This window comes from Acinetobacter sp. Marseille-Q1623 (assembly GCF_902809895.1).
GTDB lineage: Bacteria > Pseudomonadota > Gammaproteobacteria > Pseudomonadales > Moraxellaceae > Acinetobacter > Acinetobacter piscicola_A.
In genome coordinates this window covers 2,247,802-2,272,365 of the sequence record NZ_CADDWG010000001.1, presented here as the reverse complement: position 1 = coordinate 2,272,365, position 24,564 = coordinate 2,247,802, and the positions used below count along the sequence as shown (strand labels likewise).

General features: G+C 40.5%; 36 protein-coding genes and 1 pseudogene. 31 read left to right on the top strand and 6 right to left on the bottom strand.

Annotation, left to right across the window (positions count from 1 at the left end; all coding sequences use genetic code 11):
* Positions 1-88 precede the first annotated feature (88 nt).
* From HUV91_RS10875 to HUV91_RS10850, 6 genes are all read right to left on the bottom strand, one after another.
* On the bottom strand, positions 89-1,033 hold the full coding sequence (locus tag HUV91_RS10875) for a metal-dependent hydrolase (RefSeq protein ID WP_174493378.1): 945 nt from the start codon (positions 1,031-1,033) through the stop codon (positions 89-91).
* A gap of 133 nt (positions 1,034-1,166) precedes the next feature.
* Complete coding sequence (gene yihA, locus HUV91_RS10870) at positions 1,167-2,000, bottom strand: ribosome biogenesis GTP-binding protein YihA/YsxC (RefSeq protein ID WP_174493377.1); 834 nt, start codon at positions 1,998-2,000, stop codon at positions 1,167-1,169.
* A 90-nt stretch (positions 2,001-2,090) separates the two neighbouring features.
* Positions 2,091-2,537, bottom strand: a complete 447-nt coding sequence (locus tag HUV91_RS10865) for an RrF2 family transcriptional regulator (protein ID WP_174493376.1) — start codon at positions 2,535-2,537, stop codon at positions 2,091-2,093.
* Positions 2,538-2,739: 202 nt separating this feature from the next.
* Positions 2,740-3,504 carry a globin domain-containing protein gene (locus HUV91_RS10860; RefSeq protein ID WP_130074340.1) on the bottom strand — a complete coding sequence of 255 codons (765 nt, stop codon included), beginning with the start codon at positions 3,502-3,504 and terminating at the stop codon, positions 2,740-2,742.
* A 154-nt stretch (positions 3,505-3,658) separates the two neighbouring features.
* Positions 3,659-5,197 (bottom strand): helicase HerA-like domain-containing protein, encoded by a 1,539-nt coding sequence (locus HUV91_RS10855; protein ID WP_174493375.1) that lies wholly within the window; start codon positions 5,195-5,197, stop codon positions 3,659-3,661.
* Between the two features lie 755 nt (positions 5,198-5,952).
* Positions 5,953-7,143: a PLP-dependent transferase gene (locus HUV91_RS10850; RefSeq protein ID WP_174493374.1), complete on the bottom strand. Its 1,191-nt coding sequence runs from the start codon at positions 7,141-7,143 to the stop codon at positions 5,953-5,955.
* A gap of 162 nt (positions 7,144-7,305) precedes the next feature.
* Between HUV91_RS10850 and HUV91_RS10845 the strand changes: the two genes are divergently transcribed.
* The 31 genes and pseudogenes from HUV91_RS10845 (at position 7,306) to HUV91_RS10695 (ending at position 24,483) form a co-directional block, all read left to right on the top strand.
* Positions 7,306-8,031, top strand: a complete 726-nt coding sequence (locus HUV91_RS10845) for a type 1 glutamine amidotransferase (RefSeq protein WP_174493373.1) — start codon at positions 7,306-7,308, stop codon at positions 8,029-8,031.
* 274 nt (positions 8,032-8,305) lie between these two features.
* Positions 8,306-8,617 (top strand): 30S ribosomal protein S10, encoded by a 312-nt coding sequence (rpsJ, locus tag HUV91_RS10840; protein WP_004725677.1) that lies wholly within the window; start codon positions 8,306-8,308, stop codon positions 8,615-8,617.
* A gap of 59 nt (positions 8,618-8,676) precedes the next feature.
* Complete coding sequence (rplC, locus tag HUV91_RS10835) at positions 8,677-9,315, top strand: 50S ribosomal protein L3 (RefSeq protein WP_130074344.1); 639 nt, start codon at positions 8,677-8,679, stop codon at positions 9,313-9,315.
* An 11-nt stretch (positions 9,316-9,326) separates the two neighbouring features.
* The gene (gene rplD, locus HUV91_RS10830; RefSeq protein WP_130074345.1) at positions 9,327-9,929 is read left to right on the top strand and encodes a 50S ribosomal protein L4; all 603 of its coding nucleotides are present in this window, start codon (positions 9,327-9,329) and stop codon (positions 9,927-9,929) included.
* On the top strand, positions 9,926-10,246 hold the full coding sequence (gene rplW / locus HUV91_RS10825) for a 50S ribosomal protein L23 (RefSeq protein WP_130074346.1): 321 nt from the start codon (positions 9,926-9,928) through the stop codon (positions 10,244-10,246). Before rplD ends, rplW begins: the two co-directional genes overlap by 4 nt.
* Positions 10,247-10,257: 11 nt before the next feature.
* Positions 10,258-11,082 carry a 50S ribosomal protein L2 gene (gene rplB / locus HUV91_RS10820; protein ID WP_107007577.1) on the top strand — a complete coding sequence of 275 codons (825 nt, stop codon included), beginning with the start codon at positions 10,258-10,260 and terminating at the stop codon, positions 11,080-11,082.
* 19 nt (positions 11,083-11,101) lie between these two features.
* Positions 11,102-11,377, top strand: a complete 276-nt coding sequence (gene rpsS, locus HUV91_RS10815) for a 30S ribosomal protein S19 (protein ID WP_004869548.1) — start codon at positions 11,102-11,104, stop codon at positions 11,375-11,377.
* A gap of 9 nt (positions 11,378-11,386) precedes the next feature.
* Positions 11,387-11,716, top strand: coding sequence for a 50S ribosomal protein L22 (gene rplV / locus HUV91_RS10810; protein ID WP_065994096.1), 330 nt, complete (start codon positions 11,387-11,389; stop codon positions 11,714-11,716).
* Position 11,717: 1 nt separating this feature from the next.
* Positions 11,718-12,534: pseudogene (gene rpsC / locus HUV91_RS10805) on the top strand (30S ribosomal protein S3).
* The gene (rplP, locus tag HUV91_RS10800) at positions 12,474-12,887 is read left to right on the top strand and encodes a 50S ribosomal protein L16 (protein ID WP_130074347.1); all 414 of its coding nucleotides are present in this window, start codon (positions 12,474-12,476) and stop codon (positions 12,885-12,887) included. The pseudogene rpsC and the gene rplP overlap by 61 nt, the downstream one beginning before the upstream one ends.
* Positions 12,887-13,084, top strand: a complete 198-nt coding sequence (rpmC, locus tag HUV91_RS10795) for a 50S ribosomal protein L29 (RefSeq protein ID WP_004650482.1) — start codon at positions 12,887-12,889, stop codon at positions 13,082-13,084. Before rplP ends, rpmC begins: the two co-directional genes overlap by 1 nt.
* On the top strand, positions 13,081-13,338 hold the full coding sequence (rpsQ, locus tag HUV91_RS10790; RefSeq protein WP_086178145.1) for a 30S ribosomal protein S17: 258 nt from the start codon (positions 13,081-13,083) through the stop codon (positions 13,336-13,338). The genes rpmC and rpsQ overlap by 4 nt, the downstream gene beginning before the upstream one ends.
* A gap of 94 nt (positions 13,339-13,432) precedes the next feature.
* Entirely contained in the window at positions 13,433-13,801 is a 369-nt protein-coding gene (rplN, locus tag HUV91_RS10785; protein ID WP_004725701.1) for a 50S ribosomal protein L14, read from the top strand.
* Positions 13,802-13,812: 11 nt separating this feature from the next.
* A complete protein-coding gene (gene rplX, locus HUV91_RS10780) occupies positions 13,813-14,130 on the top strand; it encodes a 50S ribosomal protein L24 (protein WP_130074348.1) in 318 nt (105 codons plus the stop codon).
* A gap of 16 nt (positions 14,131-14,146) precedes the next feature.
* Positions 14,147-14,683 (top strand): 50S ribosomal protein L5, encoded by a 537-nt coding sequence (gene rplE, locus HUV91_RS10775; RefSeq protein ID WP_130074349.1) that lies wholly within the window; start codon positions 14,147-14,149, stop codon positions 14,681-14,683.
* 9 nt (positions 14,684-14,692) lie between these two features.
* On the top strand, positions 14,693-14,998 hold the full coding sequence (rpsN, locus tag HUV91_RS10770) for a 30S ribosomal protein S14 (protein ID WP_130074350.1): 306 nt from the start codon (positions 14,693-14,695) through the stop codon (positions 14,996-14,998).
* A 13-nt stretch (positions 14,999-15,011) separates the two neighbouring features.
* Positions 15,012-15,407, top strand: a complete 396-nt coding sequence (gene rpsH / locus HUV91_RS10765) for a 30S ribosomal protein S8 (RefSeq protein WP_107007583.1) — start codon at positions 15,012-15,014, stop codon at positions 15,405-15,407.
* 13 nt (positions 15,408-15,420) lie between these two features.
* A complete protein-coding gene (gene rplF / locus HUV91_RS10760; RefSeq protein WP_174493372.1) occupies positions 15,421-15,954 on the top strand; it encodes a 50S ribosomal protein L6 in 534 nt (177 codons plus the stop codon).
* 14 nt (positions 15,955-15,968) lie between these two features.
* Positions 15,969-16,319 (top strand): 50S ribosomal protein L18, encoded by a 351-nt coding sequence (gene rplR, locus HUV91_RS10755; protein WP_004725713.1) that lies wholly within the window; start codon positions 15,969-15,971, stop codon positions 16,317-16,319.
* A gap of 2 nt (positions 16,320-16,321) precedes the next feature.
* On the top strand, positions 16,322-16,819 hold the full coding sequence (gene rpsE, locus HUV91_RS10750) for a 30S ribosomal protein S5 (RefSeq protein ID WP_065994106.1): 498 nt from the start codon (positions 16,322-16,324) through the stop codon (positions 16,817-16,819).
* Positions 16,820-16,825: 6 nt separating this feature from the next.
* A complete protein-coding gene (gene rpmD / locus HUV91_RS10745) occupies positions 16,826-17,002 on the top strand; it encodes a 50S ribosomal protein L30 (RefSeq protein WP_130074352.1) in 177 nt (58 codons plus the stop codon).
* A gap of 3 nt (positions 17,003-17,005) precedes the next feature.
* Positions 17,006-17,446 (top strand): 50S ribosomal protein L15, encoded by a 441-nt coding sequence (rplO, locus tag HUV91_RS10740; RefSeq protein WP_004869511.1) that lies wholly within the window; start codon positions 17,006-17,008, stop codon positions 17,444-17,446.
* A gap of 45 nt (positions 17,447-17,491) precedes the next feature.
* Positions 17,492-18,811 (top strand): preprotein translocase subunit SecY, encoded by a 1,320-nt coding sequence (gene secY, locus HUV91_RS10735; RefSeq protein ID WP_171405093.1) that lies wholly within the window; start codon positions 17,492-17,494, stop codon positions 18,809-18,811.
* Positions 18,812-18,831: 20 nt separating this feature from the next.
* Complete coding sequence (gene rpmJ, locus HUV91_RS10730) at positions 18,832-18,948, top strand: 50S ribosomal protein L36 (RefSeq protein ID WP_000867907.1); 117 nt, start codon at positions 18,832-18,834, stop codon at positions 18,946-18,948.
* Between the two features lie 107 nt (positions 18,949-19,055).
* Complete coding sequence (rpsM, locus tag HUV91_RS10725) at positions 19,056-19,412, top strand: 30S ribosomal protein S13 (protein ID WP_130074353.1); 357 nt, start codon at positions 19,056-19,058, stop codon at positions 19,410-19,412.
* Positions 19,413-19,431: 19 nt separating this feature from the next.
* Entirely contained in the window at positions 19,432-19,818 is a 387-nt protein-coding gene (rpsK, locus tag HUV91_RS10720) for a 30S ribosomal protein S11 (RefSeq protein WP_001040166.1), read from the top strand.
* 12 nt (positions 19,819-19,830) lie between these two features.
* A complete protein-coding gene (gene rpsD / locus HUV91_RS10715; RefSeq protein ID WP_130074354.1) occupies positions 19,831-20,457 on the top strand; it encodes a 30S ribosomal protein S4 in 627 nt (208 codons plus the stop codon).
* A 17-nt stretch (positions 20,458-20,474) separates the two neighbouring features.
* Positions 20,475-21,482 carry a DNA-directed RNA polymerase subunit alpha gene (locus HUV91_RS10710; RefSeq protein WP_130074355.1) on the top strand — a complete coding sequence of 336 codons (1,008 nt, stop codon included), beginning with the start codon at positions 20,475-20,477 and terminating at the stop codon, positions 21,480-21,482.
* 18 nt (positions 21,483-21,500) lie between these two features.
* Positions 21,501-21,866 carry a 50S ribosomal protein L17 gene (gene rplQ / locus HUV91_RS10705; protein WP_004281488.1) on the top strand — a complete coding sequence of 122 codons (366 nt, stop codon included), beginning with the start codon at positions 21,501-21,503 and terminating at the stop codon, positions 21,864-21,866.
* A 206-nt stretch (positions 21,867-22,072) separates the two neighbouring features.
* Positions 22,073-23,563, top strand: coding sequence for a flavin-containing monooxygenase (locus HUV91_RS10700; protein ID WP_174493371.1), 1,491 nt, complete (start codon positions 22,073-22,075; stop codon positions 23,561-23,563).
* Between the two features lie 125 nt (positions 23,564-23,688).
* Complete coding sequence (locus HUV91_RS10695; RefSeq protein WP_174493370.1) at positions 23,689-24,483, top strand: alpha/beta fold hydrolase; 795 nt, start codon at positions 23,689-23,691, stop codon at positions 24,481-24,483.
* Positions 24,484-24,564: the final 81 nt, after the last annotated feature.

Below are 24,564 nucleotides of genomic sequence, written 5' to 3'. Positions count from 1 at the left end.
AAATACATTAAATCGAGCAATAAAAAAAGATCTGCATACTTTGTGCATACAGATCTTATGTTTGAACTCAATTGTGATTTTGTGTTGTTTAGGCAACTTTAGGGAGTGCACGCTTAGCAGCAGGAGATTGATCTAAATATGCAATTGCATCTTCAGTTTTTGCTTCATGTACAGGGTCATACCAAGGCATTAAATAACCAAGTTGTTGTGATACTAACCAAAGAGGATGAGGCATAATACGATTATCTTTTTGTGCAATATTTGCCCATTCACGCCAAATCCATGGTTTATATACCGCAGGTTTTTTATCGGCAAAACGAGGGTCTTGTCCCATAATATGTGCTGCACCATCTACCCATAACCCTAGTACTGCGGCAATGACAATCACACTTTGGTAATAACGAGAAATATAACCACCACCTAAATGACGGTATAAATCAAATGCGACAGTACGGTGTTCAATTTCTTCAGCACCATGCCATTTCACTAGGTCAAGCATATTGGGATCTGCACCAAGATCGCCCCACTTTTTATTGTAAAGAGCATATTTACCAAGTACACACGTCATGTGCTCAACTGTTGCTACGATACCTAGGCGGAACAGATCCCATTGATGATCAAGAGCCTCAGGAATTTTTAAACCTAAAGGCTGATCTGCTAATAACTTACCAAATAGAAAGTCCATCACATCTAGGTTGCGTTGAATATCAATATTCCGCACGGTTAAATATTCTTTATTTGCGGATGTATGTGCTTGAGCATGCATGGCTTCTTGGCGAATAAAAGCACGAACATCTTCTGCTAATTTTTCGTCAGTGACTTTAGGTAATACACGGTTATAAAGGCGGCAGAACCAAAATTCACCCGCAGGCAAAATATTGTTAATTTCATTAATAAAATAGCTTGCAAAAGGCTGATTTGGGATCCAATCAATAGGGGTTTCCTGCCATTCAAACTTCACCTTTCGTGGTTTGATATGATACTGAATAGACGATCCAATCTTACTGTTTTTTAATTTCGATAATAATTTCATTACAGTGTCCTAATTTTTTTAATCTGTTACTACACATTTTATATTTAGTATAAAAAAATGTCCTAAATAGTTATTAGCAATTTAGGACATTCAAATATCAATAGGTGATGTATTTGGTTAGACAATTACAAAATTATTTGATCTGGTCTACATTATTCACTAAGTTTTCATCAAATTTTGCTAAGTCAGTCTCTTCTATCTCATCATCAGAGAACTCTGGAATGCTGTCTAAGTCAAAACCTGTTGGGTTGTCTAACGTGAAATTTAAACGACCACCCATGATGCTTGCTAATTCTTCTAAGCCCTCTTTATTTAAAGATGAAAACAATTGAATAGAAAAATTTAATTTCATTTTTTTCAATTCTTGTTTAACTTCTAAAAGTGCTTTATTGGCAGGCCCACGATTGAGTTTGTCAGATTTGGTGAGTAATACATGGACAAATAGCTGACGAGAGTATGCCCATTCCAACATCATGACATCAAAATGTTGTAAAGGATGGCGAATATCCATCAGTAAAATTAAGCCTTGTAAACTTTTGCGATGAATCAGATAATTTTCCAATTCTTTCTGCCAAACAATTTTCATTGCTTCGGGAACGGCTGCATAACCATAACCGGGTAAGTCGACCAAGCGTTGATCTGGATTGCCCAAACTAAAAAAGTTGATCATTTGGGTACGACCAGGTTTTTTTGACGCACGTGCGAGTTGTTTTTGGTTGGTGATGGCGTTAATTGCGCTAGATTTCCCCGCATTTGAACGACCTGCAAATGCAACCTCATACCCCGTGTCTTCTACACATAGGTCGAGTTTGGGTGCACTCATTAAAAACTCAGCTTTGCGTAGCCAATTGAGTGCTGTACTCGCATATTCAGAAATAGCTGAATCGACTTTTTTTTCGTAGCTAATTTTCTGCCGAGGCGCATTTGCTGTTTTACTGTTTTTCGACTTTCCACTGCTGCGATGCATAATTCAACTTCAAACTAAAAATTATGCCTAGTATAAATGATCAAGCTGCATCTGACGAATTTCTTGCTATAAATTCAAAAATAACAAGCATCATCCGAGTTGAATCAATGCAATAGGTGAATTTTGCGATGGCGCTGTAACATTAGAACGATGTAACACATCTGCAACCGTATATTGATCTAATACTTGATAAAACTGCTCAACAGCTTGATCTAAGATACCTTTTAATCCGCAATTACGACGTAAAACGCAGGGCGGAGTATTGCATTCTACGATTGGGACTTGACCTTGTAAAATGCGAACCATCTCGCCTAATTTTAAACTGTGAACACTAGGATTTAAGCGAATGCCCCCGCCTTTACCTCGCGTGGTGATGAGCCAATCTTTTTTTGCCATAAAATGTACAATTTTAACCAAATGATTTTCTGAAACTTGTAAGTCTTTGGCAATTTCAGCAATGGTATAGGGCGTATCTTTAGGTCTTGCTGTATATAAGACGAGGCGAAGTGCGTAATCGGTAAATTTATTTAACTGCATAACGCTTTCAGTTGGTGAGTTTAAGACTATGTTAACGTGAAACTTGTTGAAAGCAAAAAAATTGAAAATAAATCTGACTGAATGAATGATGAAAAGAAATCAAAATAGAATATTGAAAAATGATTGGGTAAGAGTATAAATTTTTAAATCAATCAAATAGGTCAAACATCGTTTGACCTATTTAAGTACACAGAAGTTTAGCTTAGCCTTTTAATGGCGCAGTGACTTCTAAGCTGTCACCAACTTTGTAACTTTCTAATAGAATATTTGCAACAGAATATTCAGTTGCTGTCTCTACAGGTTTAACTTCAATTTGATATTCAGTATTGTTTTGTGCTGTTGCAAAAGTAAACTGTTGAGGTTGTTGAATGTTGTGATTTGGCACTTGTACTTTTACTGAAATGTACTGACTCGCTTCAGCAGCAGGGAGGCTTTGACCATCTTTTGCTTTTAGTGTGAATTTCTTACCTGTCTCCGTATTTTCTAGTGCAGTAATTTCAAACTCACGCCAACCTTTCCAGCCGCCTTCTTGTGTTGCTAAGCCATCGTATTTCGCTTTTTCGACATTAATTAAAATATCTGCAAGTTGTAAGTATGCTTCTTTCCACGCAGCAATTAATTCTGATTCAAATGGGACATCTAAAACTTCACTGATTGAATGTAAAAGATTTTCACCCACAATTGCATATTGATCTGCTTGAATATTTAGACTGACATGTTTAGTCGTAATGTGTTCAATGGCTTTAGCTAAAACACTTGGGTTTTCAATATGTTCTGCATAAGCTAAAACTGCAGCAGCGAGTGCACGAGGTTGGCGACCGCTACTTTGATGATCCATGTTAAAGACATTTTTTAGATCAGGATTATTATTCAACATGCGGTTATAAAAATATTGCGTTAAGGCAACGCCATTTTCACGTAGTACAGGCACTGTAGATTTAACAAGTTCGATATGTTGAGGGGTCATGGGAGGCCTTTTTTTATTTGCGTTTATAAGATGTATTTAAAATACATTTTTAAGGGGGAAATAGCAAGCTTTCTTGAAATAAAAACCATAAAGTAAATAAGGAATAGTTAAATACTCCTTATTTAATCAGTAATTATAAAAATAAGAGAAGGGATTATTTCCCGCCAAATAATGAGCCAAGCAGACCACGCACAATTTTTTGACCTGTTGTCCCCCCTAGGCTGCGTGCTGCACTTTTGGCGAATGTACCGAGTACATCCTGAGTCATTTTAGCTCTTGCCGCTGCTGCTTTGGCTTCTTCTTTTTCCTGCTGTTGCTGTGCTTTGGCTTGTTGTTTTTCTATAATCTGCTGTTGTTTTTCCTGTTCTGCAGCGGCTTTGATAGCAGCTTGTTGCTGAGTACTTTCAGCGACTTTACGTTGTAGTATTTCATAGGCACTATCACGGTCCACTTCAGCCTCATATACGCCGGCAACGATACTTTGTGTCATGAGTGCTTTACGTTCATCTAAGGTGATTGGACTAAATGATGAGTAAGGCGGCATGACCATGCCACGTTCCACAACTTGAGGTGTGCCTTGCTCATCTAAACAACTAATTAAAGCCTCGCCTACAGCAAGTTCGGTGATCGCTTCATCGACTTTAAACTCAGGATTTGCGCGGAAGGTATCTGCTGCGGTTTTGACTGCTTTTTGATCTTTTGGTGTGAATGCACGAAGCGCATGTTGTACACGATTACCTAATTGTCCAAGTACATCTTCTGGGATGTCTAATGGGCTTTGGGTGATAAAATAAATCCCGACACCTTTAGAACGAATTAAGCGTACCACTTGTTGAATTTTTTCTTGTAATGCAGGGCTTGTATTGTTGAATAATAAATGCGCTTCATCGAAGAAAAATACCAATTTGGGCTTATCCATATCACCGACTTCAGGTAGTTTTTCAAACAACTCAGATAACATCCAAAGTAAGAATGTTGCATAGAGTTTTGGGGTATTGATTAATTTATCCGCAGCCAATAAATTGATATAACCTTGTCCATTTGAATCTGTTTGGATGAAATCCATAATGTCTAAGCTTGGTTCACCAAAGAAGCGATCACCGCCCTGATCACCAAGTGCTAACAAATTTCGTTGAATTGCACCAAGACTGGCAGGAGAGAGGTTGCCGTATTCAGTTTTTAGCGCAGCTGCATTTTCACTGACATAGCTGAGGATGGCTTTGAGGTCTTTAAAGTCGATCAGAAGTAAACCTTGATCATCAGCAATACGAAATACAGCCGAGAGCACACCTTCTTGCGTTTCATTTAAATTCAATATTTGTGCAAGAAGTAAAGGGCCAATTTCAGAAACTGTGGTACGAATCGGATGTCCTTGTTCACCAAAGAGATCCCAAAAAATTGTAGGAGATGCAGCAAAAGGAATACTTTCAATGCTTAAGCTTTGAATGCGTTCATCAAATTTAGGATTGCTTGATCCTGCTTTAGCAATACTCGACACATCACCTTTGGCATCAGCTAAAAATACGGGTACACCAATACGAGAAAAGTTTTCAGCTAAGACTTTTAAGGTGATGGTTTTACCTGTACCTGTTGCTCCCGCAATCAAGCCATGTCGGTTAGCAAATTGTGAATGTAATACGATGTCTTGTGAGGTATCTGAAGTTTTTTTTGCGATGACGATTGGTGTACCCATTGTTATTCCTATAGCTTTAATTTGAGTTTGACTATTTTGTTGAATTCAATTTTTATCTCATTGTTGTTATACAAAATGCCATGAATTAAAGGTGTAGTAAAACTGTTTTTGTTGTTGAGTTTTGAGAAGGGTGATTAGTGTTTTTGAGTTTGATAAAATATAGTTTATAGCGTAGAAATGAATTACAAGCTTGAAGACAAGCCAGTTTGGTATTGTTGAAAATAAAAAATAGAGTATGTAAATGTTTAGCGTTGAAAATAAATCCTATAACGTGCTCAAGCATGTCAGTTCTAGAGGGATGGGCTATGGTCAAAATGATTTAGGTCATCGTGCAAAAAACTATCTATGGATTCAGTATTTAGATGTATTTTTAAAAGTGACTCAGCATGCAATAGATGAATTTATTGAGCAGGGTATTATCGATGATCAAAATCAATCTGAGCCAGACATCGACTATCTTTATCAGTTGAATTATCCCTCTGCTCGGAATTTGGCTTTTGAAAATTCAGACTATTTTTGCCAATTGTTGTTGAGTTTTCCTTTTTTAATTCATGATCCTTTTTTTAGTGTTTTTTCTATTTGGAAGGAAAGGGATCTCCGTTTTGTGATAAATACCTTAACAAAAGTGAGTATTAAAAATGGCTTTATACACATGGAAGGTGAGGGCTATTTTGTAGATAAATTTGCACATCTAAAAAGCCATCATTTTTCCTATGAGCTGAGACAGTGCCAACTCATAGGGGATACGCGATATTTTAACCCTGAATCGCCTTTAAGGCATTTTCAATATCTTGAATCAAATCATCCGCATCTTCCAAGCCGATACAAAAACGTACCAACAAGCCTTTTTGTAAATGTGAATGTTCCAAATAGCGCATATCATCTAAGTTATACAACATCACCAAACTGACTGGCCCGCCCCAACTAAAGCCAAGTTTAAATAATTTTAAATGGTCACAGAATTTACGAATCGCAGTCATGTCATATTCAGGTTTGAAAATAACACTGACCAAACCTGCACTTTGTTCAGTTTGACATGTTTCTTTCCAATATTGATGGCTAATGTTGTCAGGATCGGCAGGGTGTAATACTTGAACAAAAATATCTTGTGTCTTTAACCATGCTAAAAGTTTCAAAGCGGTTTGTGACTGATGTTCATAGCGAATTTTCATCGAAGCTAAACTACGTTGTACTTGTGCTGCATCATCACCTGAAATCGCAATGCCTTGAATCGCATGTGCGCGAAACAGCTTGTGATGTAAAGCTTGATCACGCGTGACCACAGAGCCCATGAGAATATCACCACCACCGCTTGGATATTTAGTCAAGGCATGTACGGTCATATCTACAGTTAAATGCTCCTGACTGAAATCAAAGGCATTAAAGGCTAAACCTGCGCCCCACGTATTATCAAGTGCTGTGAGTATATTGTTGGCTTTGGCTTTTTTTACCAGATTGATCAGGTCGGGAAACTCTAAAGTGACTGATCCAGCCGCTTCTAACCAAAGCAGTTTGGCTTTCTCTGTGGGTTGAAAACTATTGATATCAATTGCGTTATACACTTTAACGATGATGCCATAACGTGATTCTAAATTGCGCAAATGTTCCATATTAGGACCATAAATATTGTCTGCAACCCACACCTCATCTCCTGTTGCTAGAAAACAAGCATTGACTAAATTAATTGCAGATAGACCACTTGGGCATAATAGACAATATTCACCACCTTCGATTTGGGCAATATTATCGCCTAGTGTGAACGTGCTAGGTGTACCGTGCGTACCATAACTATAGTCATACGGATCAGTCCAATGCCGATCAAACAATGCTGTTGTATCATTAAAAATAATGGTAGATGCACGATAGATTGGGGGTTGAATCGTGTTGATCCATTGAGGTGCTTTACGTTCAGCATGAACCAAAGCAGTTTGCGGATGAAGTTTCACAACAAGGCTCTAGATACCAATAAAAGATGATTAAAGAGAAACACAGAAAGCATGTAGCGCAAAGTTTTAAAATGTGAATATTTATAAATTAAAAAGGATTTGGCTTCATTTTTGCTTAATTAAAATCATGATCAAAGACATTATGACAAAAATGGTGCTCAGATGAAAAAATTAAAAGTACATTATTTTAGACATATTGCAGGCGAAGATTTTGGCGCATGTTATGACTATTTAAAATCCCTAAATGCACACATTACAGCAACTGAATTTTATGCCTTACCTAAGGATTTCGCATTAGATATAGAGGCTCTGCCTCAAGTCGATGATGTGGATCTACTGATCATTATGGGTGGTGAAATGAGTGTGAATGATGAAGCGAATTATCCTTGGTTAAAAATTGAAAAGCGTTGGATACGCCGATATTTGGCAACAGAGAAACCTGCAATTGGTTTGTGCTTAGGTGGGCAGCTGATCGCCAATGCTTTAGGTGCCAATGTCTATCGTAATCCAATGCAAGAGCTGGGTTGGACAACCGTATATAAAAGTACGGCCACACCTGAGTTTTGTTTTCAATTGCCTGAGAAAATGCGAGTCATGCAATGGCACAGTGAAACCTTTGATATTCCTAAAGGTGCTGTACGTTTGGCTGAAAACGAAATTTGTAGAAATCAACTGTATCAGATTGGGAAAAATGTATTGGGTTTCCAATTTCATCCTGAAATTACCCCACAAAGTTTAGGGCTCTTTATTGAACATGAAGAAGATCAGCAAGTCTTTCAAGGGCATTATGTGCAGCCATTAGAGAGTTTAAAAATATCGCCAAAACATGATTTTATGGCAGGTCATCAAATCTTAAATCAGGCGATTGATTATGTCTTAAGACATTAAAAAGTCTGCTTGAGATTTAAGCAGATTGATTTTCATGAACTATTTAAAAACAATTAAAAAATGCTAAATATATTTGCTTAAGCGTTAAACAATCGTTATAATGGGCGACCCTTCAATACGAAGGGTTGGGTAACGAAGAAAGTTACCCAGATCGTTACAGTCGTGGCATCGATCACGACCTTAGTGATTTTCACTGCTCTTGACACTTGCCTTTTTAGTGGGGTGAGATGCGTCAGGAGTGATTCTTTATATATTTGGCTTGGAGTTAACTGGTATGTCTAACCAGAGAATTCGTATCCGTCTTAAGTCTTTTGATCATCGTTTAATTGATCAATCTTCTCAAGAAATCGTAGAAACAGCAAAACGTACTGGTGCACAAGTTTGTGGTCCAATTCCAATGCCTACACGCATTGAACGTTTTAACGTTTTAACATCACCACACGTAAATAAAGATGCGCGTGACCAATATGAGATCCGCACTTATAAACGTTTGATCGATATCGTTCAGCCTACAGATAAAACTGTAGATGCGTTGATGAAATTGGATCTTGCAGCTGGTGTTGATGTTCAGATCGCATTGGGTTAAGGCTTTCGGTTAATTAACGCTCTAAGTTAATTAAGCCGCTTTTTTAGAGGTTTATGCACATGGCTATTGGTTTAGTCGGTCGCAAGTGCGGTATGACACGTATCTTTACAGATGCTGGTGTTTCTGTACCTGTAACAGTGATTGAGGTTGATCCTAACCGTATCACTCAAATCAAAACGCTTGAAACTGATGGTTATCAAGCGATTCAAATCACTACTGGTGAACGTCGCGAATCTCGCGTAACTAACGCTCAGAAAGGTCACTTTGCGAAAGCAGGTGTTGCAGCTGGTCGTTTAGTTCAAGAATTCCGTGCTACAGAAGCTGATCTTGAAGGTCGTGAAGTTGGTGGAACTATCGGTGTAGACTTGTTCACAGTAGGTCAAGTTGTTGACGTAACTGGTCAATCTAAAGGTAAAGGTTTCCAAGGTGGTGTTAAGCGTTGGAACTTCCGTACGCAAGATGCTACACATGGTAACTCTGTATCTCACCGTGTAATCGGTTCTACAGGTCAAAACCAGACTCCTGGTCGCGTATTCAAAGGCAAAAAAATGCCTGGTCACCTAGGTGATGTACGTGTAACTACACAGGGTCTTGAAATCGTTGCTATCGACGTTGAACGTTCAGTTCTTGTTGTTAAAGGCGCGGTTCCTGGTGCTACTGGTGGCGACGTAACTGTTCGTCCTACTATCAAGGCCTGAGGGGAAATAACGTGAATTTAAATACTGTTTCCGGCTCTGCTGTTGAATTGTCTGAAGTTGCGTTTGGTCGTGAATTCAATGAAGCGCTTGTACACCAAGTTGTTACAGCTTATTTAGCTGGTGGTCGTCAAGGCTCAAAAGCACAAAAATCACGTGCAGACGTTTCTGGCGGTGGTAAAAAACCATTCCGTCAAAAAGGTACTGGCCGCGCTCGTGCTGGTTCTATTCGTAGCCCAATCTGGGTTGGTGGTGGTAAAACTTTTGCTGCTCGTCCACAAGATTGGTCACAAAAAGTGAACCGTAAAATGTACCGCGGTGCAATGCAATGTATCTTAGCTGAACTTGTTCGCCAAGATCGTCTTGTATTAGTTGAAGAGTTTGCTGTTGAAGCGCCTAAAACTAAAGAATTGCTTGCAAAACTTAACGACTTGAACGCTACTCGCGCATTAATCGTTACTGAAGCTGTAGATGAAAATCTATATTTAGCTGCACGTAACCTTCCACACGTTGATGTGGTTGATGCTGCTGGGATCGATCCTGTTGGCTTGATCGCGTTCGATAAAGTTGTAATGTCTGTTGCTGCTGCTAAGAAAATTGAGGTAGAACTCGGATGAACAACGAACGTATCTATCAAGTCCTCCAAGGACCTGTATTCTCAGAAAAAGCACAAGTTTTAGGTGAGACTGCTGGTGTTCAAGTATTTAAAGTTGCACTTGATGCAAACAAACTTGAAATCAAAAAAGCAGTTGAACAATTGTTTGGTGTGGAAGTTGTTAAAGTTAACACGACTATCACTAAAGGTAAGACTAAGCGCTTTGGTCGTACATTAGGACGTCGTTCTGATGTTAAAAAAGCATACGTCACCCTGAAAGCTGGCCAAGATGTTGAAATGGCTGACTTGGGCGATACCGCTGAAAACGCAGCGGAGTAAGGACGAGAATTATGCCTATTCAAAAATGTAAGCCAACGTCTCCAGGACGTCGCTTTGTAGAGAAAGTGGTTCATAGCCATCTTCACAAAGGCGCGCCTTATGCACCGTTGGTAGAAGCTAAAAAACGTACTGGTGGTCGTAATAACAACGGTCACATTACAACTCGTCACGTTGGTGGCGGTCATAAGCAGCACTATCGTCTTGTTGACTTTAAACGTAACAAAGATGGTATTCCTGCAACTGTAGAGCGTATTGAATACGATCCTAACCGTACATCTCATATTGCACTTGTGCTTTATGCTGACGGTGAACGTCGTTATATCATTGCACCTAAAGGCCTTCGTGCTGGTGATAAAGTACAATCTGGTAACGATGCTCCAATTCGTACAGGTAACTGCTTGCCACTTCGCAACATGCCAATCGGTTCTACATTACATAACATCGAGCTTAAAATCGGTAAAGGCGCACAATTAGTACGTTCTGCTGGTACTTCTGCTCAGTTGTTAGGTCGTGACGGTTCTTACGCGATTATTCGTCTACGTTCAGGCGAAATGCGTAAAGTACACGTTGAATGTCGCGCTGTGTTAGGTGAAGTATCTAACTCAGAAAGCAACCTTCGTTCACTTGGTAAAGCAGGTGCATCACGCTGGCGTGGCGTTCGTCCTACCGTTCGTGGTATGGCGATGAACCCAGTAGACCATCCACATGGTGGTGGTGAAGGGCGTAATAAAGGTATTCAACCTGTAAGCCCATGGGGTCAAAAAGCGAAAGGGTACAAGACTCGTACCAATAAGCGTACGACTAAGATGATCATTCGCGACCGTCGCGTTAAGTAACAAGTAAAGGAATCTGACAATGCCTCGTTCTCTGAAAAAAGGCCCATTCGTCGATGCGCACTTGTTCGCTAAGGTTGAAGCGGCTGTAGCGAGTAATTCTCGTAAGCCGATCAAAACTTGGTCGCGTCGTTCGATGATCCTCCCAGATTTTGTTGGTTTAACAATTTCTGTACATAATGGTCGTAACCATGTTCCAGTGATTGTATCTGAACATATGGTTGGACATAAATTAGGTGAATTCGCGCCAACTCGTACCTATCGTGGTCACGGTGTTGACAAGAAGTCTAAACGTTAAGGTGCTATGATGGAAGTTACTGCTAAATTACGCGGTGCCGCTATCTCGGCACAAAAAACTCGTTTGGTTGCAGACCTAATCCGTGGCAAATCTGTTGCTCACGCGCTTAACATCCTTAACTTCAGCAACAAAAAAGCTGCAGTTTTGGTTAAAAAGGCATTGGAATCTGCAATTGCAAACGCTGAACATAATAACAGTTTAGATGTAGACGATCTTAAAGTAACTACGATTTACGTTGATGAAGGCATGAGCCTTAAACGTATTATGCCACGTGCTAAAGGCCGTGCAGATCGTATTACTAAGCGTACTTGTCACATCACCGTTAAGGTAGGGGTTTGATATGGGTCAGAAGGTTCATCCAATCGGTATCCGCCTAGGTGTTGTGAAACGTCATAACGCTAACTGGTATGCGAATCCGAAACAATACGCTGAATACTTGCTTAAAGATTTGCAAGTTCGTGAGTTTTTGACTAAAAAACTTAAGAATGCAATGATCAGCAATATTCTTATCGAACGTCCTACAGGCGCTGCTAAAGTAACAATTAGCACTGCTCGTCCAGGTATCGTGATCGGTAAAAAAGGCGAAGACATTGAGAAATTACAGCGTGAACTTACCAATATTATGGGTGTTCCTGCGCAAGTAAGTATCAATGAAATTGATCGTCCAGACTTAGACGCGCGTCTAGTTGCTGAAGCAATTGCTTCTCAATTAGAAAAACGTGTAATGTTCCGTCGTGCTATGAAGCGTGCGGTTCAAAACACAATGCGTGCTGGCGCTAAAGGTATCAAAGTTGAAGTTTCAGGCCGTTTAGGTGGTGCAGAGATTGCACGTACTGAATGGTATCGTGAAGGTCGTGTACCTTTGCATACGCTTCGTGCTGATATTGATTACGCAACTATGCGTGCTGAGACTACTTACGGTACGATCGGCGTTAAAGTATGGATTTTCCGTGGTGAGATCTTAGGTGGCATGAAACAAGTCATGAACCCTGCTCCTGCTGAAGAGCGTCCAGCTAAACGTGGTCGTGGTCGTGGTGAAGGTCAAGAGCGTCGTGGTCGTCGCAATGATCGTTCTGCTGAAAAAGGAGAATAATCCATGTTGCAACCTAAACGTACTAAATTCCGTAAAGTACAAAAAGGCCGTAACACTGGTCTAGCACATCGCGGTAGCACTGTATCTTTTGGTACTGTTGCGCTTAAATCTATTGAACGTGGTCAAATGACTGCGCGTCAGATTGAAGCTTGTCGTCGTACAATTAGTCGTCGTGTTAAACGTGGTGGTAAGATCTTTATCCGTGTTTTCCCAGACAAACCAATTACTGAAAAACCATTAGAAGTTCGTATGGGTAAAGGTAAAGGTTCTGTGGAATACTGGGTTTGTCAAATCAAACCAGGTAAGATCTTGTACGAAATGGATGGTGTTAGTGAAGAATTGGCTCGTGAAGCGTTTGCGCTTGCAGCGGCTAAACTTCCGTTCAAAACCACTATCGTTACTAAGACGGTGATGTAATGAAAACTAAAGATCTACGTGAAAAATCGGTAGAAGAGTTGACAGCTTTGCTTGATGAGCAACAGCTTAACCAATTCCGTCTTCGTATGGCGAAAGCAACTGGTCAATTGGGTAAATCGCATGAAGTTGCGCTTACTCGTAAAACTATTGCTCGTATCAAGACACTCCTTACCGAAAAACAGGGGAACGGACAATGAGTGAGCAAACAGTTCGCACGTTAACTGGCAAAGTCGTAAGTGACAAAATGGACAAGTCTATTGTTGTTCTTATTGAACGCCGCGTTCAACACCCGTTGTATGGCAAATCAATCCGCCGTTCAACTAAATTACACGCTCATGATGAAAACAACGTTGCTAAAGTTGGCGACCTAGTAAGCATCAAAGAAAGCCGCCCAATTTCTAAAACTAAGTCTTGGACTTTAGTTGAAGTAGTTGAAGCTGCTGCTGAGTAATTAACGTTCTTGTTGCATCATTGGTTAATTTCGAGTACTCTTTGAGCCTTTCGAAATTTCGACCGGTGATGCGACTCGGTTTTGGAGTAGGGCAATGATTCAAACCGAAAGTATGCTCGACGTAGCAGACAACAGTGGTGCTCGCCGCGTACAATGTATCAAAGTACTAGGTGGTTCACATCGTCGTTATGCTTCTGTTGGCGACATTATTAAAGTTACTGTAAAAGAAGCAATTCCACGTGGCCGTGTTAAAAAAGGTGACGTGATGAATGCTGTTGTGGTTCGTACTAAATTCGGTATTCGTCGTCCAGACGGTTCTGTGATCCGTTTCGATGACAATGCTGCAGTTATTCTGAACAACAACAAGGCTCCGATTGCCACTCGTATTTTCGGACCAGTGACTCGTGAACTTCGTACTGAACAGTTCATGAAAATCATTTCATTGGCTCCTGAAGTTCTATAATAGAGGCAATCATGGCTAAGATTAGAAAAGGCGATCAAGTAATTGTGATCGCAGGTAAAGAAAAAGGCAAACAGGGTACTGTTCTGTCTGTTTCTAATGACCGTGTTATGGTAGAAGGCCTTAACTTGGTTAAGAAGCATCAAAAGCCGAACCGTGCAACAGGTGCTGAAGGCGCTATCGTTACACAAGAAGCTTCGCTTCATATTTCAAACGTGGCAATTTTTAATGCTACAACCCAAAAGGCTGACCGTGTTGGTTACCAAGTGTCTGAAGGCGTGAAAACTCGCGTTTACAAGTCAAATGGTGAATCAGTGGCGGTAGCGAAGTAATAGGTTGAAATAGGCTATGGCCAGACTTAAAACGCGTTATAACGACGAAATCCGAGCTAAGTTGAAAGAAGAACTTGGTTTGGCGAACGTGATGGAGATTCCTCGCATCACAAAAATTACCATTAATATGGGTGTTGGTGCGGCTTCAGCTGACAAGAAATTGTTAGATGGCGCTTTAGCTGATATGCAAGCTATTGCTGGTCAAAAACCAGTATTAACTTTAGCTCGTAAATCAATCGCTGGTTTCAAAATCCGTGATGGTTGGCCGATTGGTTGTAAAGTTACTTTACGCGGCGAACAAATGTACGAATTCTTAGACCGTTTGATCTCAATTGCGATCCCTCGTATCCGTGACTTCCGTGGTTTCTCTGCGAAATCATTTGACGGTCGTGGTAACTACTCTATGGGTCTCAAGGAACAAATCATGTTCCCTGAAATCGATTTTGATAAGATCGATCGTATTCGTGGTATGGACATCACCATCACTACGACTGCTCGCACTGATGACGAAGGCCGTGCGCTTATGCGTGGTTTCGGCTTCCCATTCAAATAAGAGGTCGATATGGCTAAGAAAGGTATGATTAATCGCGAATTGAAACGCGAAAAAACAGTTGCAAAATTTGCTGCAAAACGTGCTGAATTAAAAGCAACGATTGCAAATGTAAATGCAACTGATGAAGAGCGTTTCGAAGCGATGATGAAGTTACAAGCATTACCACGTAATGCATCTCCAGTGCGTCTTCGTAACCGTTGTGGTTTAACTGGTCGTCCTCATGGTTACTTCCGTAAGTTCGGCTTAAGCCGTAACAAATTACGTGACACAGTAATGCAAGGTGATGTACCGGGCGTTGTTAAGGCAAGCTGGTAAGGAGCGACTATAAATGAGTATGCAAGATACCGTTGCCGACATGTTAACACGTGTTCGTAACGCACAAATGGCAAAGAAACAAACTGTTTCTATGCCAAACTCTAAGTTGAAAGTTGCGATTGCGAACGTACTTCAACAAGAAGGTTATATTTCAAACGTAGAAGTTGCTGATAATGAAGGCAAAGCTACTTTGACTATTACTTTAAAATATTTCGAAGGCAAACCAGTTATTGATACTGTGAAACGTGTAAGCCGTCCAGGTCTACGCCAATATCGCGGTAAAGATGCACTTCCTAGCGTTAAGCAAGGTTTAGGTATTGCAATTGTTTCTACAAGCAAAGGCATCATGACTGATCGCGCTGCACGTGCTGCGGGCGTTGGTGGTGAAGTTATTGCTTTTGTTTCTTAATAGGTGATTCCTCATGTCTCGTGTGGCTAAAGCCCCAGTAACTGTACCTAATGGTGTAACAGTTACTCAGAACGGCCGGCAGGTCGAAGTGAAAGGCAGCAAAGGTACGTTGTCTTTCAACCTGCATGCGCTGGTCGAGCTAAAACAGGAAGAAGGTCAACTTCACATTGCTCCTAAAGCTGAGTCGAAAGACGCTTGGATGCAAGCTGGTACTGCTCGCGCTGTTCTTAACAACCTTGTAAAAGGTGTTAGCGAAGGTTTCGAACGCAAGTTACAACTCATTGGTGTTGGTTATAAAGCTGCGGTTAAAGGTAACGTTGTTAACCTTAACCTTGGTTTTTCACACCCAATCGACTACAACCTTCCAGAAGGTGTAACTGCTGAAACTCCAACTGCAACTGAAATTATTCTTAAATCTGCTGATAAAGCAGCTTTAGGTCAAGTGGCTGCAGATATCCGTGGTTACCGTCCACCAGAGCCTTATAAAGGTAAAGGTGTTCGTTATTCTGACGAAGTTGTTCTTCGTAAAGAAGCTAAGAAGAAATAAGGCGCGAGGTTCTTATGAACGAAAAGAAACAATCCCGTTTGCGTCGTGCAAAAAGCACACGCTTGCACATTCGTGCATTGGGTGCGACTCGTTTGTGTGTAAACCGCACGCCGCGTCACATCTATGCGCAAGTTATTTCAGCAGATGGTGGCAAAGTATTAGCGCAAGCTTCTACTTTGGATGCATCTTTACGTAGCGGTACTACAGGTAATGTAGATTCAGCTACTAAAGTAGGTGCTTTAATCGCAGAACGTGCGAAAGCTGCTGGTGTTACTAAAGTAGCGTTTGACCGTTCTGGTTTTAAATATCATGGTCGTATCAAAGCCTTGGCTGATGCTGCTCGTGAAAACGGCTTGGAGTTCTAATCATGGCTAAAGTTGAACAAAACGAAGGTCTTGTTGAAAAGCTGGTTGCCGTTGATCGTGTAGCCAAAGTTGTTAAGGGTGGTCGTATCTTCTCTTTCACAGCATTGACTGTGGTTGGTGATGGTAATGGTCGTGTAGGTTTTGGTCGTGGTAAAGCACGTGAAGTTCCAGCTGCTATTTCTAAAGCACTTGAAGCTGCACGTCGTAACATGATCACTGTTGATCTTGTTGACGGTACTTTACAACACCCAATCAATGCGCGTCATGGCGCTAGCCGTGTATTCATGCAACCTGCATCAGAAGGTACTGGCGTAATCGCTGGTGGTTCTATGCGTGCGGTACTTGAAGCTGCTGGTGTACGTAACGTATTGACTAAATGTTATGGTTCTACAAACGCTGCAAACGTTGTAAACGCGACTTTTAATGGTTTGCGTGATATGACTTCTCCAGAGAAAGTTGCTGCAAAACGTGGTCTTTCAGTAGAACAAATTTTAGGGTAATCAATCATGAAAACGATTAAAGTTACCCAGACTAAATCTGCTTCGCATCGTTTGAAAAATCACAAACTTTGCCTACAAGGTTTAGGTCTGCGTCGTATTGGTCATACTGTAGAAGTGGTAGATACTCCTTCTAACCGTGGTATGATCAACAAAGTCTACTATATGGTTAGTGTAGAGGAATAAGCCATGACTCTGCGTTTAAATGAGCTTGCACCTGCTGAAGGTGCAAAACGTGAAAACCGTCGTTTAGGCCGTGGTATCGGTTCTGGCGTTGGTAAAACCGGTGGCCGTGGTGTCAAAGGTCAAAAATCACGTAAAAGTGGTGGCGTTCGTCCAGGCTTTGAAGGTGGTCAAACTGCGTTATATCGTCGTTTACCTAAATTCGGTTTCACTAGCCAATTGGCTTTGAAAACTGCTGAAGTACGTTTGTCAGAACTTGCTAAAGTTGAAGGTGATATTGTTTCACTTGAAACTTTGAAAGCTGCGAATGTTGTACGTAAAGATATGTTACGTGCTCGTATCGTTCTTTCTGGTGAAATTACTCGTGCGTTCACTGTACAAGGTGTTGCTTTGACTAAAGGCGCTAAAGCTGCTGTAGAAGCTGCTGGCGGTAAAGTCGAGGAGTAATCGCGAGTGAGTATGTCTCCTAGTTCTTCAGGTCATGTGAATATGATGAAAGGTCAACCGTTTCATGTGAAATATCGTGAAGTTATACGCCGATTAATGTTCTTAATTGGTGCATTGGTGGTCTTTCGACTAGGAGCGCATATTCCGCTACCAGGTATCGATAATGTCGCTTTAGAACGTTTTTTCAAGGCTAATGAGGGTACCTTCTTAGGCTTGTTTAATATGTTCTCAGGCGGGGCATTAGAGCGAATGTCAATTCTTGCGTTAGGGATCATGCCATACATTTCTGCATCGATTATCGTGCAGTTAATGTCAACGGTTGTTCCTTCGCTGGAAGCATTAAAGAAAGAAGGCGAGCAGGGCAAGCGTAAGATTAATCAGTACACACGCTATGGCACACTTTTACTCGCATTTGTTCAGGGTATCGGGATGTGTGCAGGTCTAATTAGTCAAGGTATTACTTTGACTTCTGGACTGGCATTTTACATTCCAGCACTAACATCGTTAGTTGCAGGTACGATGTTCTTAATGTGGTTGGGTGAGCAAATTACAGAGCGCGGTATTGGTAATGGTATCTCGATGATTATCTTCGCAGGTATTGTTGCTGGCTTACCAAACCTAGTAATTCAAGCATTTACTTCGGTAGATAATGGTCAGTCAAGTTTAATTGGTTTGGCTATTTTTGGATTGCTCTCGGTTGCTGTACTGGCAGCGATTGTGTTTATTGAAAAAGCGCAACGCCGCATACCTGTTAACTATGCTCAAAAGCAGCAAGGTCGTCGTGTATTCACTGCACAGCAAACACATTTGCCATTGAAAATTAACATGGCAGGGGTTATTCCAGCAATTTTCGCAAGTTCGTTATTGTTGTTCCCTGCAAGTTTAGGTCAATGGTTGGGTAGTGCTGATCCAAATGCAGGAATTGTAAAACGTAGCCTTCAAGATTTGGCACTCGTATTGTCGCCTGGACAACCTTTGTATTTGGTGCTCTTTGGTGCGTTAATTATCTTTTTCTGTTATTTTTATACGGCACTTGTATTTAGCCCTAAAGAAGTATCAGAGAACTTGAAACGCAGCGGAGCTTATGTACCTGGTATTCGCCCAGGTGAGCAAACTGCTCGTTACTTAGATCATATTCTTAATCGTTTGACGTTTATTGGTGCGATTTATATTACTGTGATTTGTTTGATGCCAATGATTCTGCAAAGTTCTTTTGGTATTCCGTTCCACCTTGGTGGTACATCATTGTTGATCGTTGTTGTTGTTGTGATGGACTTTATGGCTCAGCTACAAGCACATCTCACTTCACGCCAATATGACAATCAAACGTTAATGAGAAAAACGACTGCTCATCCTAAAGGATAAGCGCACTTAGAGGTTTCATCATGAAAGTACAAGCTTCTGTAAAGAAAATTTGTGGTAGCTGTAAAGTTATCCGTCGTAATGGGGTTATTCGCGTAATTTGTAGCGCTGAACCTCGTCATAAGCAGCGTCAAGGTTAATTTAATTAAGACCTGTTGATTTCAGTAGGCTAATTAGGTTATTATCCGCCCCTCAAGATTTTTGTGGGGCGGTTGATTATCTCTACTGCCTTTTTGGAGAAATTTGAATGGCTCGTATTGCCGGTGTAAACATTCCGGATAACAAGCATGCTGTTATCTCTCTCACGTATATTTTTGGTATTGGTCGCCATACTGCTAAAGTTATCTTAGCTGCTGCGGGTGTTGCTACAACTACTAAAATTCGTGAATTAGATGATGCTCAGCTTGATGCGATTCGTGCTGAAGTTGCTAAGGTTCCAACCGAAGGTGACTTACGTCGCGAAATTTCCATGAACATTAAACGTTTAATGGATTTAGGCTGCTACCGCGGTCTTCGTCATCGTCGCAGCTTGCCTGTTCGCGGACAACGCACCAAAACTAACGCACGTACCCGTAAAGGTCCGCGCAAACCTATTAAGAAATAAGATTTCTGGAAGCTAAAAGATGGCTAAAGATACTCGCACACGCAAGAAGGTCACCCGTACCGTCTCTGAAGGTGTTGCACACATTCACGCTTCTTTTAATAACACCATTGTTACGATTACTGATCGTCAAGGTAATGCATTGGCTTGGGCCACTTCAGGTGGACAAGGCTTCCGTGGATCACGTAAATCAACTCCGTTTGCTGCTCAGGTAGCTGCTGAAGTTGCTGGTAAAGCTGCTTTGGATTACGGTTTGAAAAACTTGGACGTCCTTGTAAAAGGTCCTGGTCCTGGTCGTGAATCTGCGGTTCGTGCATTAGGTGCAGTGGGTTATAAAATTAACAGCATTACCGATGTGACTCCAATTCCGCACAACGGTTGCCGTCCACCTAAAAAACGTCGCGTGTAAGGAGAAACATTCATGGCTCGTTATATTGGTCCAAAATGCAAACTCTCTCGCCGCGAAGGGACAGACCTGCAATTAAAATCTGGCGTTAAACCTTTTGACGTCAAAACTAAAAAAGCTGCTAAAGCGCCTGGTCAACATGGCGGGGCTCGTGGTGGTAAACAATCTGAGTATTCACTACAATTACGTGAAAAACAAAAAGTACGTCGTATGTACGGTGTGTTAGAGCGTCAATTTAGTAATTACTATAAAGAAGCTGCTCGTGTTAAAGGCGCAACAGGTGAAAACTTGTTGAAATTGCTTGAAAGCCGTTTAGATAACGTTGTTTATCGTATGGGCTTTGGTTCTACACGTGCAGAAGCTCGTCAGCTTGTATCTCACCGTTCAATCACTTTAAATGGTCGTCGCGTTAATATCGCGTCTATCCAAGTTAAAGCGGGTGACGTGATCGCAGTTCACGAAGGTGCTAAACAACAATTACGTATTAAAAACGCAATTGAATTAGCTGCTCAACGTGGTACTTCTCCTTGGATCGAAGTAGATCATTCGAAACTTGAAGGTACATTTAAAGCTGCACCAGATCGTTCTGATTTACCTGCTGAAATCAACGAAAGCTTGATTGTAGAATTGTATTCTAAATAATCCTTGAGGTAGCAATAATGACGCGTACTGCAAACGAGTTTCTTACTCCGCAAGCGATCAAGGTCGAAGCGGCAAGCGGGACCTCGGCGAAAGTGATTCTAGAACCTTTAGAGCGTGGCTTTGGTCATACTCTGGGGAATGCTTTACGTCGCATTCTATTATCTTCTTTGCCTGGCGCTGCTGTGGTTGAAGTGGAAATAGAAGGTGTCGAGCACGAGTACAGTACTTTAGAAGGCTTGCAGCAGGACATCGTCGAGCTCTTGCTGAACCTAAAAGGATTGTCTATTAAGCTGTTCGATCAAAACGAAGCATATTTAACATTAGAAAAACAAGGTCCTGGCGATGTAACTGCTGCTGATCTTCGTTTGCCACATAATGTTGAAGTGGTTAACCCTGAACATGTGATCGGCACTTTAAGTGCTACAGGCTCATTAAAAATGCGCTTGAAAGTTGCTCAAGGTCGTGGTTATGAAACATCTGACTCACGCTTCCCTGAAGGCGAAACTCGCCCAGTGGGTCGTTTACAGTTAGATGCTTCTTATAGCCCAATCAAACGTGTTTCTTATACCGTAGAAAATGCGCGTGTAGAACAACGTACTGACCTTGATAAATTGGTCATTGATCTTGAAACAAATGGTACCGTAGATCCAGAAGAAGCGATCCGCAAAGCGGCAACAATCTTGCAACAACAAATTGCAATTTTTGTTGATCTTCAGAAAGATCAAGCGCCAGTGGCTCAAGAACCTCGTGAAGAAGTTGACCCAATCTTGCTTCGTCCAGTAGATGATCTAGAGCTTACTGTTCGTTCTGCTAACTGTTTGAAAGCAGAAAATATTTACTACATTGGTGATTTAGTACAACGTACTGAAGTTGAGTTATTAAAAACTCCTAACTTAGGTAAAAAATCGTTGACTGAAATCAAAGATGTTCTGGCTTCAAAAGGCTTACAACTCGGCATGCGTTTAGAAAACTGGCCACCAGCTAGTTTGCGTATGGACGATCGTTTTGCCTATCGTAGCCGTTAATTAAGTAGGACTATCACCATGCGTCATCGTAATAGTGGTGTGAAATTAGGCCGTACAAGCAGTCATCGTAAAGCGATGTTCCAAAACATGGCGAATTCTTTGTTTGAACATGAGTTAATCAAAACTACTGTTCCTAAAGCAAAAGAGTTACGTCGTGTAGCTGAGCCTTTAATCACTTTAGCTAAAAACGATACTGTTGCAAACCGTCGTTTAGCGTTTGCTCGTACTCGTTCAGCAGCAACTGTTGGTAAATTATTTACCGTTCTAGGCCCTCGTTATAAAGAACGTAACGGTGGTTATCTGCGTGTTCTTAAAGCTGGTTTCCGTGCAGGTGATGCTGCACCAATGGCTTATGTAGAACTTGTAGATCGTGAAGTAAACTAATACTTCTCTAAGAACTTCGGTTGTTCTTGAAAAGGTCGGTTTTTATACCGACCTTTTTTATGCTTCGGAATAATAATTGTTAGACAAAATATTAAAAATGTCCTCAAGTGACATGCATTTTGTCAGAAAAAGTCAAACTTGACATTGTGTATTGTCAAATTTATGTTTTAATAAAAATGTACTCTTAAAAAGGTTATAAAAAGAAAATGGAAAAGCAAGTTGATATTCTCATTGTAGGCGCAGGGATCTCTGGTATTGGAGTAGCTGCACATTTATCTAAAAATTCGCCACAACGTTCGTTTGAAATAATTGAGCGCCGAGATAGTTTTGGTGGTACTTGGGATTTATTTAAATATCCTGGTATTCGTTCAGATTCGGATATGTCGACTTTTGGTTTTAATTTTAAGCCTTGGCAAAAAGCAAATGTACTTGCAGATGGTGCTTCAATTAAAGGTTATGTTTCTGAAGTTGTTGATGAATTTAAACTTAAGGATAAAATTCATTTTAATCATCGGGTACGCACTGCGAATTATGATTCGGTAACAAAAAAATGGTCTGTGGAAATTGAAGATCCGAATGGTCAATTACAGACTTGGATAGCAAACTTTGTGGTAGGTTGTACCGGTTATTATAACTATGACCAAGGTTATCAGCCTGATTATCCTGGTAAAGAAAACTTTAAAGGTGAGTTTGTTAATCCACAATTTTGGCCTGAAAATTTAGATTATGCAGGTAAAAAAGTTGTGATTATTGGTAGTGGTGCAACAGCAATTACCTTGGTTCCAGCAATGGCAAAAGGGGGGGCAGGTCATGTGACCATGTTACAACGTTCACCTACCTATATTGCATCAATTCCATCGGTGGATTTTGTGTATGACAAAATGCGCAAAGTATTGCCTGAAGATTTAGCCTATAAATTGACGCGTGCACGTAATATTGGTATGCAACGTGGTATTTATGCACTTGCACAAAAGCAGCCTAAAGTACTGCGTAAATTGCTATTAAAATCAATTGAAATGCAGCTAAAAGGTAAAGTGGATATGAAACACTTTACGCCAAGCTATAATCCATGGGATCAACGTTTATGCGTCGTGCCTGATGGTGATTTATTTAAGATTTTACGTTCTGGTAAAGCGAGTGTTGAAACGGATCATATTGAAAAAATTACTGAAACAGGCATTCAACTTAAATCAGGTCAGCATTTGGATGCAGATATTATCGTCTCTGCAACAGGTTTGGAAATTCAGATTTTAGGTGGTATTAAAGCAACATTAGATGGTAAACCGCTAAATACCTCACAACATATGTTGTATCAAGGTGTGATGGTGAGTGATGTCCCAAATATGGCGATGATTATTGGTTATATTAATGCATCGTGGACACTTAAAGTTGATATTGCAGCGGATTATATTACTCGTCTCCTCAATTATATGGATAAGAAAGGCTATGATGAGGTGGTTCCACAAGGTGATGCAACTGAATTGATGGAAGACACCGTTATGGGAAGCTTATCATCGGGTTATATTGCACGTGCTGCTGATGTGATGCCTAAACAAGGTAAACATGCACCTTGGAAAGTGACGAACAACTATCTTGCAGACCGTAAAGAATTGAAACATGCTAAGTTTGATGATGGTGTGTTGAAATTTCGTAAGCGTGAAGCACAAGCGGCAAAAAAGCCTAAATTGGTTTCTTAATTAAAATAGGGAATCAGAAAAGGAGCGAAAGCTCCTTTTTTATTTTCAAGACCAAAGGGTTCATTTTTATTACGATAAAATATGCTAAAAATATTGAGCTTTTATTATAAATTTAGGATGAATACATGATGCAGCTCATACATTCAGTGCATAGAATTAAAATTGGAAAGGCTGAATTATTTGCACAGCATTGGCAAAAGGATTGCACTTTTGAGCAAAAATCACCGATTATTTTATTTCATGAATCACTCGGAAGTGTGGAGTTGTGGCGTGATTTTCCTGAAAAATTGGCAATGGTGACAGGACGTAGTGTCATTGCTTATGATCGTTTAGGATTTGGTTGTTCCTCTGCATTAGATCATCCCTTAGCTATTGATTTTGTTGCACAAGAAGCCAAATCAATATTGCCTATTCTGTTGGATCATTTTCAAATCAATACTTTTATTGCAATGGGGCATAGTGTAGGTGGTGGTATGGCTAGTGTTTGTGCTGCACTTTACCCAAGGCAATGCCAAGCTTTAATCACAGTGTCTGCGCAATCTCAAGTAGAAGACGTGACTTTAGCAGGGATTAGGCAAGCTAAAGAAAACTTTAAAAATGAAAAATTATTTAATCGTTTAGCTAAATACCATGCAGACAAAACACAATGGGTATTAGATGCATGGACAGAAACATGGCTTTCACCTGATTTTGTAACATGGAATTTGGATGAGTATTTGACTTTAATTCAATGTCCCCTTTTGGCGATTCATGGCGAACATGATGAATATGCAACTTTAGCGCAACCGAGACGTTTCGTTGAGCGAGGGCAGGGTGAAAATGTATTGGCGATTATTGAGGCTTGTGGACATTTTCCTCATCAAGAAAAACAGCATGACGTTTTAGAATTGGTTGAAGGATTTTTAAAAAGAATTGCTTAAATCTTGCGATTGAATAAATATTTAAATGTGAATATTAAGTAAACTGATCACTTTTTTATAAAAATAAATTTTAATGAGAAT

What these genes read in the sequence shown, in the direction of transcription:
- HUV91_RS10875 (WP_174493378.1), bottom strand. Translation starts at nt 1,033, where the DNA reads ATGAAATTATTATCGAAATTAAAAAACAGTAAGATTGGATCGTCTATT.
- yihA (WP_174493377.1), bottom strand. Translation starts at nt 2,000, where the DNA reads ATGCATCGCAGCAGTGGAAAGTCGAAAAACAGTAAAACAGCAAATGCG.
- HUV91_RS10865 (WP_174493376.1), bottom strand. Translation starts at nt 2,537, where the DNA reads ATGCAGTTAAATAAATTTACCGATTACGCACTTCGCCTCGTCTTATAT.
- HUV91_RS10860 (WP_130074340.1), bottom strand. Translation starts at nt 3,504, where the DNA reads ATGACCCCTCAACATATCGAACTTGTTAAATCTACAGTGCCTGTACTA.
- HUV91_RS10855 (WP_174493375.1), bottom strand. Translation starts at nt 5,197, where the DNA reads ATGGGTACACCAATCGTCATCGCAAAAAAAACTTCAGATACCTCACAA.
- HUV91_RS10845 (WP_174493373.1), top strand. Translation starts at nt 7,306, where the DNA reads ATGAAAAAATTAAAAGTACATTATTTTAGACATATTGCAGGCGAAGAT.
- rpsJ (WP_004725677.1), top strand. Translation starts at nt 8,306, where the DNA reads ATGTCTAACCAGAGAATTCGTATCCGTCTTAAGTCTTTTGATCATCGT.
- rplC (WP_130074344.1), top strand. Translation starts at nt 8,677, where the DNA reads ATGGCTATTGGTTTAGTCGGTCGCAAGTGCGGTATGACACGTATCTTT.
- rplW (WP_130074346.1), top strand. Translation starts at nt 9,926, where the DNA reads ATGAACAACGAACGTATCTATCAAGTCCTCCAAGGACCTGTATTCTCA.
- rplB (WP_107007577.1), top strand. Translation starts at nt 10,258, where the DNA reads ATGCCTATTCAAAAATGTAAGCCAACGTCTCCAGGACGTCGCTTTGTA.
- rpsS (WP_004869548.1), top strand. Translation starts at nt 11,102, where the DNA reads ATGCCTCGTTCTCTGAAAAAAGGCCCATTCGTCGATGCGCACTTGTTC.
- rplV (WP_065994096.1), top strand. Translation starts at nt 11,387, where the DNA reads ATGGAAGTTACTGCTAAATTACGCGGTGCCGCTATCTCGGCACAAAAA.
- rplP (WP_130074347.1), top strand. Translation starts at nt 12,474, where the DNA reads ATGTTGCAACCTAAACGTACTAAATTCCGTAAAGTACAAAAAGGCCGT.
- rpmC (WP_004650482.1), top strand. Translation starts at nt 12,887, where the DNA reads ATGAAAACTAAAGATCTACGTGAAAAATCGGTAGAAGAGTTGACAGCT.
- rpsQ (WP_086178145.1), top strand. Translation starts at nt 13,081, where the DNA reads ATGAGTGAGCAAACAGTTCGCACGTTAACTGGCAAAGTCGTAAGTGAC.
- rplN (WP_004725701.1), top strand. Translation starts at nt 13,433, where the DNA reads ATGATTCAAACCGAAAGTATGCTCGACGTAGCAGACAACAGTGGTGCT.
- rplX (WP_130074348.1), top strand. Translation starts at nt 13,813, where the DNA reads ATGGCTAAGATTAGAAAAGGCGATCAAGTAATTGTGATCGCAGGTAAA.
- rplE (WP_130074349.1), top strand. Translation starts at nt 14,147, where the DNA reads ATGGCCAGACTTAAAACGCGTTATAACGACGAAATCCGAGCTAAGTTG.
- rpsN (WP_130074350.1), top strand. Translation starts at nt 14,693, where the DNA reads ATGGCTAAGAAAGGTATGATTAATCGCGAATTGAAACGCGAAAAAACA.
- rpsH (WP_107007583.1), top strand. Translation starts at nt 15,012, where the DNA reads ATGAGTATGCAAGATACCGTTGCCGACATGTTAACACGTGTTCGTAAC.
- rplF (WP_174493372.1), top strand. Translation starts at nt 15,421, where the DNA reads ATGTCTCGTGTGGCTAAAGCCCCAGTAACTGTACCTAATGGTGTAACA.
- rplR (WP_004725713.1), top strand. Translation starts at nt 15,969, where the DNA reads ATGAACGAAAAGAAACAATCCCGTTTGCGTCGTGCAAAAAGCACACGC.
- rpsE (WP_065994106.1), top strand. Translation starts at nt 16,322, where the DNA reads ATGGCTAAAGTTGAACAAAACGAAGGTCTTGTTGAAAAGCTGGTTGCC.
- rpmD (WP_130074352.1), top strand. Translation starts at nt 16,826, where the DNA reads ATGAAAACGATTAAAGTTACCCAGACTAAATCTGCTTCGCATCGTTTG.
- rplO (WP_004869511.1), top strand. Translation starts at nt 17,006, where the DNA reads ATGACTCTGCGTTTAAATGAGCTTGCACCTGCTGAAGGTGCAAAACGT.
- secY (WP_171405093.1), top strand. Translation starts at nt 17,492, where the DNA reads ATGAAAGGTCAACCGTTTCATGTGAAATATCGTGAAGTTATACGCCGA.
- rpmJ (WP_000867907.1), top strand. Translation starts at nt 18,832, where the DNA reads ATGAAAGTACAAGCTTCTGTAAAGAAAATTTGTGGTAGCTGTAAAGTT.
- rpsM (WP_130074353.1), top strand. Translation starts at nt 19,056, where the DNA reads ATGGCTCGTATTGCCGGTGTAAACATTCCGGATAACAAGCATGCTGTT.
- rpsK (WP_001040166.1), top strand. Translation starts at nt 19,432, where the DNA reads ATGGCTAAAGATACTCGCACACGCAAGAAGGTCACCCGTACCGTCTCT.
- rpsD (WP_130074354.1), top strand. Translation starts at nt 19,831, where the DNA reads ATGGCTCGTTATATTGGTCCAAAATGCAAACTCTCTCGCCGCGAAGGG.
- HUV91_RS10710 (WP_130074355.1), top strand. Translation starts at nt 20,475, where the DNA reads ATGACGCGTACTGCAAACGAGTTTCTTACTCCGCAAGCGATCAAGGTC.
- rplQ (WP_004281488.1), top strand. Translation starts at nt 21,501, where the DNA reads ATGCGTCATCGTAATAGTGGTGTGAAATTAGGCCGTACAAGCAGTCAT.
- HUV91_RS10700 (WP_174493371.1), top strand. Translation starts at nt 22,073, where the DNA reads ATGGAAAAGCAAGTTGATATTCTCATTGTAGGCGCAGGGATCTCTGGT.
- HUV91_RS10695 (WP_174493370.1), top strand. Translation starts at nt 23,689, where the DNA reads ATGATGCAGCTCATACATTCAGTGCATAGAATTAAAATTGGAAAGGCT.